Origin of the sequence: Pseudomonas sp. UC 17F4 (assembly GCF_900101695.1) — a bacterium.
Lineage (GTDB): Bacteria > Pseudomonadota > Gammaproteobacteria > Pseudomonadales > Pseudomonadaceae > Aquipseudomonas.
The window spans coordinates 5,331,169-5,346,323 of record NZ_FNKV01000001.1 but is presented as its reverse complement, the minus strand read 5'-3'; the positions used below and the strand labels follow the sequence as shown (position 1 = coordinate 5,346,323).

13 protein-coding genes are annotated in these 15,155 nt (G+C 61.7%); 9 read left to right on the top strand and 4 right to left on the bottom strand.

The features are described 5' to 3' along the window. Positions 1 to 67: 67 nt before the first annotated feature. A complete protein-coding gene (locus BLR26_RS24400; protein WP_093386683.1) occupies positions 68 to 1,714 on the top strand; it encodes a Na+/H+ antiporter in 1,647 nt (548 codons plus the stop codon). On the opposite strand, the gene BLR26_RS24395 is transcribed toward BLR26_RS24400, so the two are convergent. The 4 genes from BLR26_RS24395 to map form a co-directional block, all read right to left on the bottom strand. Then, positions 1,707 to 2,459, bottom strand: coding sequence for a M12 family metallopeptidase (locus BLR26_RS24395; RefSeq protein WP_045193633.1), 753 nt, complete (start codon positions 2,457 to 2,459; stop codon positions 1,707 to 1,709). The two genes, BLR26_RS24400 and BLR26_RS24395, sit on opposite strands and share 8 nt — an antisense overlap. Positions 2,460 to 2,586: 127 nt before the next feature. Next, positions 2,587 to 3,780 (bottom strand): succinyldiaminopimelate transaminase, encoded by a 1,194-nt coding sequence (gene dapC / locus BLR26_RS24390; protein ID WP_093386680.1) that lies wholly within the window; start codon positions 3,778 to 3,780, stop codon positions 2,587 to 2,589. A gap of 23 nt (positions 3,781 to 3,803) precedes the next feature. Continuing rightward, positions 3,804 to 6,503, bottom strand: a complete 2,700-nt coding sequence (locus BLR26_RS24385; protein WP_093386677.1) for a [protein-PII] uridylyltransferase — start codon at positions 6,501 to 6,503, stop codon at positions 3,804 to 3,806. 21 nt (positions 6,504 to 6,524) lie between these two features. Continuing rightward, the gene (map, locus tag BLR26_RS24380; RefSeq protein WP_093386675.1) at positions 6,525 to 7,307 is read right to left on the bottom strand and encodes a type I methionyl aminopeptidase; all 783 of its coding nucleotides are present in this window, start codon (positions 7,305 to 7,307) and stop codon (positions 6,525 to 6,527) included. Between the two features lie 344 nt (positions 7,308 to 7,651). Between map and rpsB the strand changes: the two genes are divergently transcribed. The 8 genes from rpsB to rseP all read left to right on the top strand — a co-directional run bounded on the left by rpsB (position 7,652) and on the right by rseP (position 15,114). After that, positions 7,652 to 8,392: a 30S ribosomal protein S2 gene (rpsB, locus tag BLR26_RS24375; protein WP_045193628.1), complete on the top strand. Its 741-nt coding sequence runs from the start codon at positions 7,652 to 7,654 to the stop codon at positions 8,390 to 8,392. A 192-nt stretch (positions 8,393 to 8,584) separates the two neighbouring features. Continuing rightward, positions 8,585 to 9,448: a translation elongation factor Ts gene (tsf, locus tag BLR26_RS24370; RefSeq protein WP_045193627.1), complete on the top strand. Its 864-nt coding sequence runs from the start codon at positions 8,585 to 8,587 to the stop codon at positions 9,446 to 9,448. Between the two features lie 182 nt (positions 9,449 to 9,630). Continuing rightward, the gene (gene pyrH / locus BLR26_RS24365; RefSeq protein WP_010224848.1) at positions 9,631 to 10,374 is read left to right on the top strand and encodes a UMP kinase; all 744 of its coding nucleotides are present in this window, start codon (positions 9,631 to 9,633) and stop codon (positions 10,372 to 10,374) included. Further along, positions 10,371 to 10,928, top strand: a complete 558-nt coding sequence (gene frr, locus BLR26_RS24360; protein WP_045193626.1) for a ribosome recycling factor — start codon at positions 10,371 to 10,373, stop codon at positions 10,926 to 10,928. The genes pyrH and frr overlap by 4 nt, the downstream gene beginning before the upstream one ends. Positions 10,929 to 10,946: 18 nt before the next feature. Then, positions 10,947 to 11,702: a polyprenyl diphosphate synthase gene (gene uppS / locus BLR26_RS24355; protein ID WP_010224846.1), complete on the top strand. Its 756-nt coding sequence runs from the start codon at positions 10,947 to 10,949 to the stop codon at positions 11,700 to 11,702. After that, positions 11,702 to 12,517, top strand: a complete 816-nt coding sequence (locus BLR26_RS24350) for a phosphatidate cytidylyltransferase (RefSeq protein ID WP_045193625.1) — start codon at positions 11,702 to 11,704, stop codon at positions 12,515 to 12,517. Before uppS ends, BLR26_RS24350 begins: the two co-directional genes overlap by 1 nt. Next, positions 12,514 to 13,704, top strand: a complete 1,191-nt coding sequence (ispC, locus tag BLR26_RS24345) for a 1-deoxy-D-xylulose-5-phosphate reductoisomerase (RefSeq protein WP_093386673.1) — start codon at positions 12,514 to 12,516, stop codon at positions 13,702 to 13,704. The genes BLR26_RS24350 and ispC overlap by 4 nt, the downstream gene beginning before the upstream one ends. A gap of 57 nt (positions 13,705 to 13,761) precedes the next feature. Further along, positions 13,762 to 15,114 carry an RIP metalloprotease RseP gene (rseP, locus tag BLR26_RS24340; RefSeq protein ID WP_045193622.1) on the top strand — a complete coding sequence of 451 codons (1,353 nt, stop codon included), beginning with the start codon at positions 13,762 to 13,764 and terminating at the stop codon, positions 15,112 to 15,114. Positions 15,115 to 15,155 lie beyond the last annotated feature (41 nt).

Sequence of the window (15,155 nt, the reverse complement as noted above, 5' to 3'; positions counted from 1 at the left end):
AATGGCAAAACCGTGCCCAGGCCCGCATAAGTTATTGAATGCGTTTGAATTGAACAGGACTTGCCGAATGCAATCAGCCTACACCGTTCTCATCCTGCTGATGCTGGTGAGTGTTTCCAAACTGGTCGGGCGGGTTATCCCGCTGCCGTTGCCACTGGTGCAGATCGGCGCTGGCGCCTTGCTGGCGTGGCCTACCCTGGGCCTGCACGTGGCCCTGGACCCAGAATTGTTTCTGTTCTTGTTTTTGCCGCCGCTGCTGTTTTCCGATGGCTGGCGGATGCCCAAGCGCGATCTGTGGAAGTTGCGCGGGCCAATCCTGACCCTGGCCGTTGGCCTGGTGCTGTTTACCGTGGTGGGTGCCGGTTATTTCATTCACTGGATTTTGCCGAGCATTCCCTTGCCGGTGGCCTTCGCCCTGGCTGCGGTTCTGTCGCCCACCGACGCCGTGGCGGTGTCGGCCATTTCCCAGGACCGGCTGCCGACGCCGTTGATGCACATGCTCCAGGGCGAGGCGCTGATGAACGACGCCTCGGGCCTGGTGACCTTCAAATTCGCCCTGGCCGCGGCAATCACCGGCGTGTTCTCGCTGGCCGAGGCCAGCCTGACCTTCGTGCTGGTGGCTGTCGGCGGCCTGGCCATCGGTGTGGCCCTGAGCTGGCTGGTCGGGCGCCTGCGTGCCTGGATGATCGCCCGTGGCTGGGATGACCCGGCCACCCACGTGGTGTTTATGTTGCTGCTGCCGTTTGCCGCCTACGTGCTGGCCGAGCGCCTGGGCGCCTCCGGCATTCTCTCGGCGGTAGCGGCTGGGATGATGCAAAGCTGGCTTGACCTGCTGCCCCGGCAGACCAGCACGCGCCTGCTCAACCGCAGCGTCTGGTCGCTGCTGGAGTTTGCCTTCAACGGTTTGATCTTCCTGTTGTTGGGCCTGCAGTTGCCCGACATCATCAAGGCGGTGACCAGCCACGAAGCCTCGCTGTGGCCGACCTTGCTGTGGCGCTGCCTGGATGTGGTGGCGATCTTCGCGGTACTGCTGGCCTTGCGCTTTATCTGGGTGCAGAGCATCTGGCGCCTGATCGGGGTGATCCGCCGCTGGCGTGGTAAAGAGGACCTGGTGCTGATGCCCAACGCGCGTTCCTGCTGGCTATTGACGGTCGGCGGTGTGCGCGGGGCGGTGACCCTGGCCGGTGTCATGTCGGTGCCGCTGCTGATCAGCGCCGGCAAGGACTTCCCCGAGCGCGACTTGCTGATTTTCATCGCCGCCGGGGTGATTCTGCTGTCGCTGGTGTCGGCCTGTATTGCCCTGCCGCTGTTGTTGCGCGGGGTGACCAAAAGCCCGGATGACGCCCTGCGTCAGGAAGCCCAGGAGGCCTGGCGCCGCACGGCCGAAGCGGCGATTCATGCCCTTGAGGCAGAGGACCTGAGTGAGGCCGGCAGCCCGCTGGACGCTTCGCAGGCGGCGCTGGCGGCCGAGCTCAAAGCGCGCTTGATGGCTGAATACCGGCATCAGCTTGATACCTTCAACGACAGCGCCGAAGCCCAGGCCCTGGCCGAACAGATGGACCAGCTGGAGCGGCGCTTGCGATTGCGGGCGCTGCGGGCCCAGCGCCTGGAGCTGTACAACCTGCACCGCCAGCACCAGATAGGTGATGATGTGGTGCGTCAGGTGCTGGGGGAGCTGGATATGAGTGAGGCGAATCTGGGGCAGGTCAGGTAGGTGTGTTGGCTAGGGGGTAGGCTCGGCGCATGAATGCCAGATCATATTCGCTCAACGTCTTGTTTGCCCCCACTTCCCAGTCACCCAGGGTCATCCACTGCGCAATTGGATAATGCATGATCGACTCGCGGTCGTAGGTTGTGAACAAGGTATTTGCTTCAGTTTGCTTCTCCAGAAACTGGCTGCGTACATCGGCCTCGCTCCATCCCCGCTGCTGGGTCATGACCTTCATGAGCTCGTCTTCATTCCAGGGAATGTCAGCTAACGGGTTTTGATGTTCGTGGGTGGCGCCAAAGACATGGCCGAACTCATGCAGGACGGTCGGCTCGAAGTATTCGCTGTCCGGCAGGACGTTCAGGGTCATTGTTTCGTTTGTTTTGATCAGCAGTGCATCAGTTCCCAGGGCAGACTCATTGTGCAGGGCCTTGGGGTCGAGCTTGATCCTGATATCGGCCTGCAGGTAGTTGTCGTGGTACAGGGCTATGCCGAGGTTGGCGCCTGACTGCGACACCCATTGGCTCCCTGTATTGAGAATTTTCAACTTCAGTTCGGTGCTGGGTGAGCCCAGAAACGAAAATTTCAGGGTGCGCCCTGGCTGCCAGAGACGGGTGGAACCATAAATCGCGCGTTTTTTGCGCGACCCTGAATGGCTGGGAGCATTGGCAGGGTTTTCCGCGATGGCTGCTTCGTAGGAAAGCTGCGGGTCGACGTTGTGGCGGTAACGGCAAAAGATCAAATCGCTCATGAGGGAGTCCTTCTCGTTCGTGAGCGTGAAGTGTCTCCAGTCAGGCGCCGGATCTAGTGGTAGATAAAGCTTTAGTTGTGGCTTTTTCAGGGCAGGCGGCACCGGCTGTTCCGATGCCGCCGATCCATCAGCGGGTGAGGAAGTCTCGAATCCGCCCGGCCGCCTCGACGCACTCGGCCAATGGCGCTACCAGCGCCATGCGCACGCGCCCGGCACCTGGGTTGACGCCATCCACTTCGCGCGACAGGTACGAACCCGGCACTACGGTCACGTGCTGGGCTTCGAACAGGTCACGGGTGAACGCTGCGTCGTCGCCTGGCACCTTGGCCCACAGGTAGAAGCCGCCGTCCGGGCGCTGCACATCCAGCACCGGGGCGAGGATTTCGAGCACTGCGTCGAACTTCTCGCGGTACAGGTCGCGGTTGGCCAGTACGTGTTGTTCGTCGTTCCAGGCGGCGATGCTCGCCAGTTGGGTTTGCACCGGCATGGCGCAGCCGTGGTAGGTGCGGTAGAGCAGGAACGGCTTGATGATCTCGGCATCACCTGCGACGAAGCCCGAACGCAGGCCCGGCAGGTTGGAGCGCTTGGACAGGCTGTGGAACACCACGCAACGCTTGAAGTCGCTGCGGTCAAGCTCGACGCAGGCGCTGAGCAGGCCTGGCGGCGGGCTTTGTTCGTCGAAGTACAGCTCGCTGTAGCACTCGTCGGCGGCAATCACGAAATCGTACTGGTCGGCCAGGGCGATCAGTTTTTTCAGGGTGTCCATCGGCACCAGGGCGCCGGTGGGGTTGCCCGGGGAGCAGAGGAAGAGGATCTGGCAGCGCTGCCAGGTCTCGGCCGACACCGCATCGAAGTCCGGGTTGAAACCGTTGCTGTCCAGGCATGGCAGGTAGTGCGGGGTGGCGCCGGCCAGCAAGGCTGCGCCTTCGTAGATCTGGTAGAACGGGTTGGGGCTGATCACCAGGCCGTCATCGGCGCGATTGACCACCGCCTGGGTGAAGGCGAACAGCGCTTCCCGGGTGCCATTGACCGGCAATACGTGTTTGTCGGCATCCAGCCAGCCGGCCGGTACGCCAAAGCGCTGTTCGCACCAGCGCACGATGGCCTGGCGCAGGGCGGGCAGGCCGGCGGTGGTGGGGTACACGGCCATTTGCTTGAGGCTGTCGGCCAGGGCCTGGGCGACGAACGCCGGCGACTCATGCTTCGGTTCACCGATCGACAGGGCAATGGCGCGTTTGTCCGCCGCAGGCGTCACGCTGCCGAGCAGCGCACGGAGTTTCTCGAACGGGTAGGGCTGAAGCTGGTTCAAAGCGTTGTTCATCGGCGCAAGGTCTCGTCAAACGGTCAAATGGTCAGGCGGGTCAAAGGCACCCCGGTCGCCTGGTCGACGCGCAGTTGCTCGACGATCGCATCCTGCAGGCGGCTGCACAGTTGCGGGTCGGACAGGGGCTGGTTGTCGGCGTCGGTAATGAAGAACACGTCTTCGACCCGTTCGCCGAGGGTGGCAATCTTGGCATTTTGCAGCGACAGGTCGAACTCCAGGAAGATCTTGCCGATCCGCGCCAGCAGGCCGGGGCGGTCGGGGGCGCTGAGTTCGAGGATGGTCACCGGGCGCTGGGCATCGTTGTGGATGGTCACCTGCGGGGCAAAGGTGAAGTGCTTGAGCTGGCGAGGTACCCGGCGCTGGATGATGGTCGGGTAGTCGTCGGGGTTACGCAGGGCGTCGGTCAGACCGTCGCGAATCTGTTTGACCCGTACGGGATTGTCGCCGATCGAGCCGCCATCGTTGTCGAGCACGATATAGGTGTCGAGGGTGAACTGGCTGCTCGAGGTAATGATGCGGGCGTCATGGATGTTCAGGTTGAGTTGGTCCATGGCCGCCACGGTCACGGCGAAAAAGTCGTGCTGGTCGGGGGCATAGATGAAGATCTGGGTACCGCCCTCGAACTCACGCTGGGTGGTTTCCTTGATCAGCACCAGCGGCCCGCCGTCGGCCGGCTGCTGGAGGATGGCATCGCTGTGCCAGGCGACGTCAGCGGCGGTATGGCGCAGGAAGTAGTCATCGCCCAGTTGCGACCACAGTTGCTCGACGTCGTCCGGGTCGGTGCCTTCGCGAATGAGGATGTCCAGCGCCGCGCTCTGGGTCTGGCGGATCTGCTCTTCGCGGTCCAGCGGGTTCTCCAGGCCGCGGCGCAGGGCGCGCTTGGTCTCGGTGTAGAGCTGGCGCAGCAGGCTGGCGCGCCAGGAGTTCCACAGGCTGGGGTTGGTGGCGTTGATGTCGGCCACGGTCAGCACGTAGAGGTAGTCCAGGCGGGTTTCATCGCCCACCAGCAGGGCAAAATCGTAGATCACCTGCGGGTCGGAGAGGTCCTTGCGCTGGGCGGTGGTGGACATCACCAGGTGATGCTGTACCAGCCAGACGATCAGGCGGCTGTCCCAGCTTGGCAACTGATGACGCGCGCAGAAGGCCTGGGCGTCTACCGCGCCGAGCTCGGAATGATCGCCCTGGCGGCCCTTGCCGATGTCGTGATAGAGCCCGGCGAGGTAAATCAGCTCCGGCTTGGGCAGGCGGCCCATGAGCTTGCTGGCCAGCGGGAATTTCTCCGAAACCGGGGTGTACTGCAGTTTGCGCAGGTGCTTGATCAGGTTCAGGGTGTGCGCATCGACCGTGTAGATGTGGAACAGGTCGTGCTGCATCTGCCCGACGATCAGACCGAACTCCGGCAAGTAACGCCCGAGAATGCCGTAGCGGTTCATCCGCCGCAGGTTGCGGTGGATGCCGATCTCGCACTTGAACAGCTCGATGAACAGGCTGGTATTGCGGATATCGTTACGAAACTCGTCGTCGATCAGGTGTCGGTGTTCGCGCAGCAGGCGGATGGTGTCGGCGCGCACGCCCTTGATTTCCGGGTGCTGGGCCATCAGCACGAAGATTTCCAGCATGGCGAACGGCGTGCGCTTGAACACGTTGGTGCGCACGGCCTCGATATAGCCGTCATGCAGCTGGAAGCGGGCATTGAGTGGCTGGGCGTTGCCACTGTCGTCGTCGAGGATGACCTCTTCGAAGTGCTGGATGATCAGGTCGCTGAGCTCGGCGATGCTCATCACCACCCGGTAATACTGCTGCATGAACTGCTCGATGGCACGCTTGGGGTTCTCGTCGCCAAACCCCAGCAGCGCGGCGATGCTGCGCTGGTGGTCGAACAGCAGGCGGTCTTCAGCGCGCCCGGCCAGCATGTGCAGGGCGTAACGCACTTTCCAGAGAAACTCCTGGGACGAGGCCAGCAGGTTGTTCTCGCTTTCCAGCAGGAAACCTTCGCCGGCCAGGGCGTGCAGGTTGAGGGTGCCGTACCGGCGGCGGGCGATCCACAGCACCGTCTGGATGTCGCGCAGCCCGCCCGGCGAGCCCTTGACGTTGGGCTCGAGGTTGTACTCGGTGTCGTTGTACTTGTGGTGCCGGGCCTTTTGCTCGGCCCGCTTGGCCAGGAAGAATTCCTTGCTTGGCCACATGTGCGCGGTGCTGGTCACTTCGAGCATGCGCTGGCGCAGGTGCTCGGGCCCAGCAATGGTGCGGCTTTCCATGAGGTTGGTGACAACCGTCAGGTCGGCACGGGCCTGTTCTGCGCATTCATCGACCGAGCGCACGCTCTGGCCCACTTCCAGGCCGATGTCCCATAGCAGGGTCAGAAAGCGTTCGATCGAGTCGCGAAAGACTTCATGATCGGCGCTGTCGAGCAGAATCAACAGGTCGATGTCGGAATAGGGGTGCAGCTCGCCGCGCCCATAACCGCCGGTGGCGATCAGGGCGATATCGGCATCTTCGCTCCAGGTAAACTGGTTCCACGCCTGTTGCAGGATATTGTCGACGAACCAGGCGCGGTCTTCGATCAGCCGGCGGATCTCGCGACCGCTGCGAAAACGGTTGTCGAGCACCTCGCCGGCCTGGCGGATGGCTTTCTTGAAGGCAGCGATGGGGCTTGCCTTGAGGGCCAGTTCCGCCTGGAACTGGCCGCGATCGAACAGCTCGGGATCCACCTGGGGCATCGAGAGGCTTTCCTGTAAGAATCAGGCCGATGTGCGAGGAATGGTGTCGTCTTTGCGCAGGGTGAAGATCTCGTAACCGGTCGCGGTCACCACCAGGGTGTGTTCCCATTGTGCCGAGAGCTTGCGGTCCTTGGTGATGGCGGTCCAGCCGTCGCCCAGCACCTTGGTGTCGGCCTTGCCCTGGTTGATCATCGGCTCGATGGTGAAAGTCATGCCTTCTTTCAGTTCCATGCCGGTGCCGGCGCGGCCGTAGTGCAGGATCTGCGGCTCTTCGTGGAACACCTTGCCGATGCCGTGGCCGCAGAATTCGCGGACCACCGAGAAACCGTTCTTTTCAGCGTGCTTCTGGATTACTTCGCCGATGTCGCCCAGGCGGCAGCCCGGCTTGACCAGCTCGATGGCCTTGTACATGCATTCCTGGGTGATCTGCGACAGGCGTTCGGCCCAGACGGGCACGTTGCCGACGTGGAACATGCGGCTGGTGTCGCCGTGGTAGCCGTCCTTGATCACCGTGACGTCGATGTTCAGGGTGTCGCCATCCTTGAGCGGCTTGTCACCGGGGATGCCGTGGCAGACCACGTGGTTGACCGAGGTGCAGATCGACTTGGGGAAGCCTTTGTAGTTGAGCGGCGCCGGGATAGCCTGCTGGACGTTGACGATGTAGTCGTGGCACAGGCGGTCGAGCTCCTCGGTGGTGACACCGGGCTTGACGTGCTCTTCGATCATCTCCAGGACTTCGGCGGCCAGGCGGCCGGCGATGCGCATCTTTTCGATGTCTTCGGCGGTTTTGATGGTAACGGTCATTACAGGCTCTCTACGGCGCAGCAAGGCGCGAATAATCTGGGGAAAGGCCGGATTCTAACAGAGCGAAGCCCGATTCAGGCGGCTATGGCGCTGATACAGCCTTTATATAGGGGCCATTCTGGCGCTAATGGGCGGTGTGTGCAAAAGCCGGTGACGTTCTATGGTAATTCGGGTTTCGCTCGGCGAGCTTGTGTGGTATAAAATGCGCCGCTTTCCGGAGATAGCTCCGGTAGCACTAAACCCACACACGTGTCGACACGATGACCTGGGTGCCTTTGATCTGCGGATCACGGGTTGGTCATTGGGATACGTGGAGGCCCAACCCGACTTATCAAGGAACTATCATGTCCCAAGTCAACATGCGCGATATGCTGAAGGCCGGTGTGCACTTCGGTCACCAAACCCGTTACTGGAACCCGAAAATGGGCAAGTACATTTTCGGCGCGCGCAACAAGATCCACATCATCAACCTTGAAAAAACCCTGCCAATGTTCAACGACGCACTGACTTTCGTCGAGCGTCTGGCCCAGGGCAAAAACAAGATTCTGTTCGTCGGCACCAAGCGTTCCGCTGGCAAGATCGTTGCTGAAGAAGCAGCACGTTGCGGTTCGCCGTACGTCGATCACCGCTGGTTGGGCGGCATGCTGACCAACTACAAGACCATCCGCGCTTCGATCAAGCGTCTGCGCGACCTGGAAACCCAGGCCGAAGACGGCACTTTCGCCAAGCTGACCAAGAAAGAAGCCCTGATGCGCTCCCGTGATCTGGAAAAACTGGATCGCAGCCTGGGCGGTATCAAGGATATGGGCGGCCTGCCTGATGCCCTGTTCGTGATCGACGTTGACCACGAGCGCATCGCTATCACCGAAGCCAACAAGCTGGGCATCCCGGTCATCGGCGTTGTCGATACCAACTCCAGCCCAGAAGGCGTTGACTACATCATCCCAGGTAACGATGACGCCATCCGCGCTATCCAGCTGTACATGGGTTCGATGGCTGACGCCGTGATCCGTGGCCGCAACAACGTTGCTGGCGGTACCGAAGTGTACGCCGAAGAAGCAGCAGCACCGGCTGCCGAAGCCTGAGTAACTGACGCTTAGCGTCTACTCGGCACGCGAAAAGGGGGCTTTGCCCCCTTTTTGCCACCTTGAAATCCTCCTGTCAGCATCGCCGTTGCAACCTTGTTACTGCATGAGTGCTGGCAAGTGGATTTACAGAATTGAACGCCCGTCAGTATCGGGTGGAATGGTTGAAAACCTATCCAAGAGGATTTTGAAATGGCAGAGATTACTGCAGCGCTGGTCAAAGAACTGCGCGAGCGTACCGGCGAAGGCATGATGGACTGCAAGAAGGCCCTGACCAAGGCCGGCGGCGACATCGAAAAAGCCATCGACGACATGCGTGCTTCGGGCGCCATCAAGGCCGCCAAAAAGGCTGGCAACGTTGCTGCTGAAGGCGCTATCGCCATCAAGGCCGACGACAAGTCCGCCGTCCTGCTGGAAGTGAACTCGCAGACCGACTTCCTGGCCCTGCAAGACGACTTCAAAAACTTCGTCGCTGAAAGCGTTGAACAGGCTTTCGCTGAAAAACTGACCGACGCCGCTCCGCTGATCGCTTCGCGTGAAGCCGCTCGTGAAGCGCTGGTTGCCAAGGTTGGTGAGAACGTCAACATCCGTCGCCTGGTGCGCGTTGAAGGTGACGTTGTCGGTACCTACCTGCACGGTAACAAGATCGGTGTTGCTGTTGTCCTGAAGGGCGGCGACGTCCAGCTGGCCAAAGAAATCGCCATGCACGTGGCTGCCAGCAACCCAGAGTTCCTCAACCCTTCGGAAGTCTCCGCTGAAGCAATCGAGCGCGAGAAGGCTGTATTCATGCAGCTGAACGAAGAGAAGATGAAGGGCAAGCCTGAGAACATCGTCGCCAACATGATCGACGGTCGCATCAAGAAGTTCCTGGCCGAAGCTTCGCTGGTCGAGCAAGCCTTCGTCATGAACCCGGAAGTCAAGGTCGGCGAGCTGGCCAAGAAAGCCGGTGCTGAAATCGTTTCGTTCACCTACTTCAAAGTAGGCGAAGGCATCGAGAAGCCGGTCGACAACTTCGCTGAAGAAGTTGCTGCCCAGCTGGCTGCTGCCAAGCAATAAGACAGATTCACCTCTGTCGCCCCGAAGAGGCTGCCCGCTCACGCGCGCAGCCTCTTTGTCAAAGCGGGAGCGGTTTACGAGACCGCCTTTCGCTGGCGCAGTAGCTGCGCCACGCTAGAGTTACGCGCAGGCTGAAAACAGCCCGCCAGATTTTTTTACAAACGCCGCAGGAGAGATTCGCAATGGCTCAGCAGGGCAGTGGTTATCAAGCTCGCTATAAACGCATTCTACTCAAGCTTAGCGGCGAGGCCCTGATGGGCTCGGAAGAGTTCGGGATCGACCCCAAGGTCCTGGATCGCATGGCGCTGGAAGTCGGCCAGCTGGTCGGCATCGGTGTTCAGGTAGGTTTGGTGATCGGTGGTGGCAACCTGTTCCGTGGTGCGGCGCTCAGTGCAGCCGGCATGGACCGCGTCACTGGCGACCACATGGGCATGCTGGCGACCGTGATGAATGGCCTGGCCATGCGCGATGCGCTTGAGCGCGCCAACATTACCGCGATTGTCATGTCGGCCATCTCCATGGTTGGCGTTACCGATCACTATGATCGTCGCAAAGCCATGCGCCACTTGAACTCCAAAGAAGTGGTCATCTTCGCTGCCGGTACCGGCAACCCGTTCTTCACCACCGACTCCGCCGCTTGCCTGCGCGCCATCGAAATCGATGCCGACGTGGTATTGAAGGCAACCAAGGTCGATGGTGTATACACTGCAGATCCATTCAAAGACCCGCATGCCGAGAAGTTCGATCATCTGACCTACGATGAAGTGCTGGATCGCAAGCTGGGCGTGATGGACCTGACGGCAATCTGCCTTTGCCGCGATCACAAGATGCCGCTGCGCGTCTTCAACATGAACAAGCCCGGCGCCCTGCTGAACATCGTGCATGGCGGCGCTGAAGGAACTCTGATCGAGGAAGTTCAAAAATGATCAACGAAATCAAGAAAGACGCTCAAGCGCGTATGCAGAAATCCCTGGAGTCTCTGGCTTATGCGTTTGGCCAGATTCGCACCGGCAAGGCACACCCAAGCATCCTGGCAAGCGTGATGGTGCCTTACTACGGTACCGACACCCCGATCAGCGGCGTCGCCAACGTCACAGTTAAAGATTCGCGCACCCTGCAGGTCGTGGCTTTCGAGCGCAACATGCTCGCTGCCGTTGACAAGGCCATCCAGAGCGCCGGTTTGAACCTCAACCCGACCAACCTGGGTGAGTTGCTGCTTATCACCATGCCAGCCCTGACTGAAGAAACCCGCAAGGGCTTCACCAAGCAGGCGCGCAGTGCGGCCGAAGACGCTCGCGTGGCTGTGCGCAACATTCGCCGCGATGCTCTGGGTGAACTGAAGAAGCTGGTCAAAGACAAGGAAATCAGCGAAGACGAAGAACGTCGCGCCATCGCTGATATCGACAAGCTGACGAAAGATACCGAGGCCCAGATCACCAAGGCCACCGAAGAGAAAGAAAAGGACCTGATGGCCGTTTAAGGGTCGGGACTTTTTTTAATGGAAAAGACCAAGCAAGGTGTGTCCCCATCGGTGCCGCGCCATGTCGCGATCATCATGGATGGGAATAATCGCTGGGCGAAGAAGCGCCTGTTGCCCGGTGTCGCCGGGCACAAGGCCGGTGTCGATGCGGTGCGCGCGGTCATCGAGGTGTGCGCCGAGGCCAAGGTCGAGGTGCTGACCCTGTTCGCCTTTTCCAGCGAGAACTGGCAGCGCCCGGCCGAAGAGGTCGGAGCGTTGATGGAGTTGTTCTTCTCGGCCTTGCGCCGGGAAGCCAAGCGCCTCAACGACAACAATATCAGCCTGCGCATCATCGGTGACCGCTCGCGCTTTCACCCTGAGCTGCAGGCTGCCATGCGTGAGGCCGAAGCGGCGACCGCCGGCGCCAATCGATTCATCCTGCAGATCGCCGCCAACTACGGTGGTCAGTGGGATATCGCCCAGGCCGCCCAGCGCCTGGCGCGGGAAGTCCAGGCCGGTCACCTGCGCCCGGACGACATCACCCCCGAGCTGCTGCAGACCTGCCTGGCGACAGGCGACCTGCCGCTGCCCGACCTGTGCATCCGTACCGGTGGTGAGCACCGCATCAGCAATTTCTTGCTGTGGCAGCTGGCCTACGCCGAGTTGTACTTTTCCGACCTGTTCTGGCCGGACTTCAAACACGAGGCCATGCGTACTGCGCTGGCCGATTTCGCTTCGCGCCAGCGCCGCTTCGGGAAAACCAGCGAGCAGGTCGAAGCTGGAGCCCGTGCTTAATGCTTAAACAACGCATCATTACTGCGCTGATCCTGTTGCCGATCGCCCTGTGTGGCTTCTTCCTGCTGAACGGCGGCGACTTTGCCCTGTTCATCGGCGTGGTGGTGACCCTTGGCGCCTGGGAATGGGCGCGCCTGGCCGGCCTGGTCGGCCAGGCCCTGCGGGTGGCGTACGCGGCTGTAGTTGCAGGGCTGCTGATGCTGCTCTACCTGATGCCGGAACTGGCGCCCTGGGTATTGGGCGCGTCGGTGTTGTGGTGGGGCCTGGCGACCTGGCTGGTATTGACCTACCCGCGCAGCAGCGAGCTGTGGGCCAGCGTGGCCTGCCGCCTGCTGATCGGTTTGCTTATCCTGCTGCCGGCCTGGCAAGGCCTGGTGTTGCTCAAGCAATGGCCGCTGGGCAACTGGCTGATCATGGCGGTCATGGTGCTGGTCTGGGGGGCGGATATCGGTGCGTATTTCTCCGGCCGTGCCTTCGGCAAGCGCAAGCTGGCTCCGCAGGTCAGCCCGGGCAAGAGCTGGGAAGGCGTCTATGGCGGCCTGGCCCTGAGCCTGGTGATTACCGCGGCGGTGGGTATCTACCGTGACTGGAGTATCGGCGAGCTGTTGCTGGGCTTGTTGGGCGCAGGCGTGGTGGTGCTGGTATCGGTGGTGGGTGACCTGACCGAAAGCATGTTCAAGCGCCGCTCCGGGATCAAGGACAGCAGCAACCTGCTGCCCGGTCACGGCGGCGTGCTGGACCGTATCGACAGCCTCACTGCGGCGATCCCGGTGTTTGCGGTGCTGCTCTGGGCAGCCAATTGGGGCGTGATGTGAGCGGCGTGCAGCGTATTACCGTACTGGGTGCGACCGGTTCCATTGGTCTTAGCACCCTCGATGTAATTGCCCGTCACCCGGATCGTTACCAGGTGTTTGCCCTGAGCGGCTATTCGCGCTTGCAGGAGTTGCTGGCACTGTGCCTGCGTCACACCCCGGTATTTGCCGTGGTGCCTTCGGCCGAGGCTGCACAGCAACTGCGTGAAGGTCTGGCAACTGCAGGTTCGAGCACCGAGGTGCTGGTCGGCGAGCAGGGCTTGTGCCAGGTGGCTGCGGCTGCCGAGGTCGATGCCGTGATGGCGGCGATTGTCGGCGCCGCCGGCCTGCGTCCGACCCTGGCGGCGGTCGAGGCGGGCAAGAAGGTGCTGCTGGCCAACAAGGAAGCGCTGGTGATGTCCGGCGCCTTGTTCATGCAGGCAGTGCGGCGCAGTGGCGCTGTACTGCTGCCGATCGACAGTGAGCACAACGCGATCTTCCAGTGCCTGCCGGGTGATTACTCCCGCGGCCTGGCCCAGGTAGGCGTACGCCGCATCCTGTTGACCGCCTCCGGCGGGCCGTTTCGTGAAACGCCGATGGCCGAGCTCATGGATGTCAGCCCCGAGCAGGCCTGTGCCCACCCGAACTGGTCGATGGGCCGCAAGATTTCCGTCGACTCGGCAAGCATGATGAACAAGGGCCTGGAGTTGATCGAGGCCTGCTGGCTGTTCGATGCCCGGCCCGGTCAGGTCGAGGTGGTGGTGCACCCGCAAAGTGTGATCCACTCGCTGGTCGATTATGTCGATGGGTCGGTGCTGGCCCAGCTGGGCAATCCGGACATGCGCACGCCGATCGCCAATGCCCTGGCCTGGCCGGAGCGGATCGATTCGGGGGTGGCGCCACTGGACCTGTTCGCGGTTGCCCGCCTGGACTTCAAGGCCCCGGACGAGCAGCGTTTCCCGTGCTTGCGCCTGGCCCGCGAGGCGGCGGAGGCAGGCAACAGTGCGCCGGCGATGCTCAACGCGGCCAATGAAGTGGCGGTGGAGGCATTTCTCCAGCGGCGCATCCGCTTCCCCGAGATCGCGAGTATGATCGAACAAGTGCTCGATCAGGAGCCGGTGGTTGCGGTCGAGTCGCTCGATGCGGTGTTTGCCGCCGATCAGCGCGCGCGGCAACTGGCCGGACAATGGTTGGCTCATCACGGCCGCTGAGGTCTGGCGCAGTAATGCGTCAGGCCCGGTGCCGCTGAACGTCATTCGGAGAGAGACATGAGTGCGCTCTACATGATTATCGGCACCCTGGTGGCATTGGGTGTGCTGGTCACCTTTCACGAATTTGGTCACTTCTGGGTGGCCCGGCGTTGCGGCGTCAAGGTTTTGCGTTTCTCCGTGGGTTTTGGCATGCCGCTGTTGCGCTGGCACGACCGTCATGGCACCGAGTTCGTGGTCGCGGCGATCCCGCTGGGCGGCTACGTGAAAATGCTCGATGAGCGCGAAGGCGAAGTGCCACGCGACCAGGTCGAGCAGTCGTTCAACCGCAAATCGGTGCGCCAGCGTATCGCAATTGTGGCGGCGGGCCCGGTGGCCAACTTTCTGTTGGCGATTTTCTTCTTCTGGATTCTGGCCATGGTCGGCACCCAGCAGGAGCGCCCGGTCATTGGTGCGGTCGAGGCCGGGAGTATTGCCGAGGTGGCCGGGCTCAAGGCAGGCCAGGAAATTGTTTCCATTGATGGCAAACCGACCAGTGGCTGGGCTGCGGTCAACCTGCAACTGATCCGTCGCCTGGGCGAGAGCGGCCAGTTGCACATCAGCGTGCGGGAAGAGGGTGCGAGCGTCGACAGCCCCCACGTGCTGACCCTGAACAACTGGCTCAAGGGCGCCGACGAGCCCGACCCGATCCGCTCCCTGGGCCTGCGCCTGTGGCGCCCGGCGTTGCCGCCGGTGCTGGCTGAACTCGACCCCAAGGGCCCGGCGCAGGCCGCCGGGCTTAAGACCGGCGACCGTCTGTTGGCCCTCGACGGCCAGGCGCTGAACGACTGGCAACAAGTGGTTGATACCGTGCGTGGCCGCGCTGGCAGCAAGATTGTCCTGCGTATCGAGCGTGACGGCGCGCCGCTTGAGCTGCCGGTAACCCTGGCCAGCCGTGGCGAAGGCCAATCGGCCACGGGGTACCTCGGGGCCGGGGTCAAGGCGGTGAAATGGCCGGATGCCATGCTTCGCGAGGTCAGCTATGGGCCGCTCGAGGCTGTGGGGGAGGGGCTTTCACGCACCTGGAACATGAGCGTACTGACCCTCGAATCGCTGAAGAAAATGCTGTTCGGCGAGCTCTCGGTAAAAAACTTGAGCGGACCGATAACCATTGCTAAAGTGGCGGGCGCTTCGGCCCAGTCCGGCGTTGGAGATTTCCTGAATTTCCTCGCCTACCTGAGCATTAGCCTGGGGGTTCTTAATTTGCTGCCCATTCCTGTACTGGATGGGGGGCATTTGCTGTTCTACCTGATCGAGTGGGCGCGTGGTCGTCCGCTCTCGGATCGGGTGCAAGGTTGGGGGATCCAGATCGGTATCAGTTTGGTAGTCGGGGTGATGTTGCTTGCCCTGATCAACGATTTGGGTCGACTGTAAAGCTTCGCTCAATTGCGAACCTGCCGCGTCCCGCGGCGGGT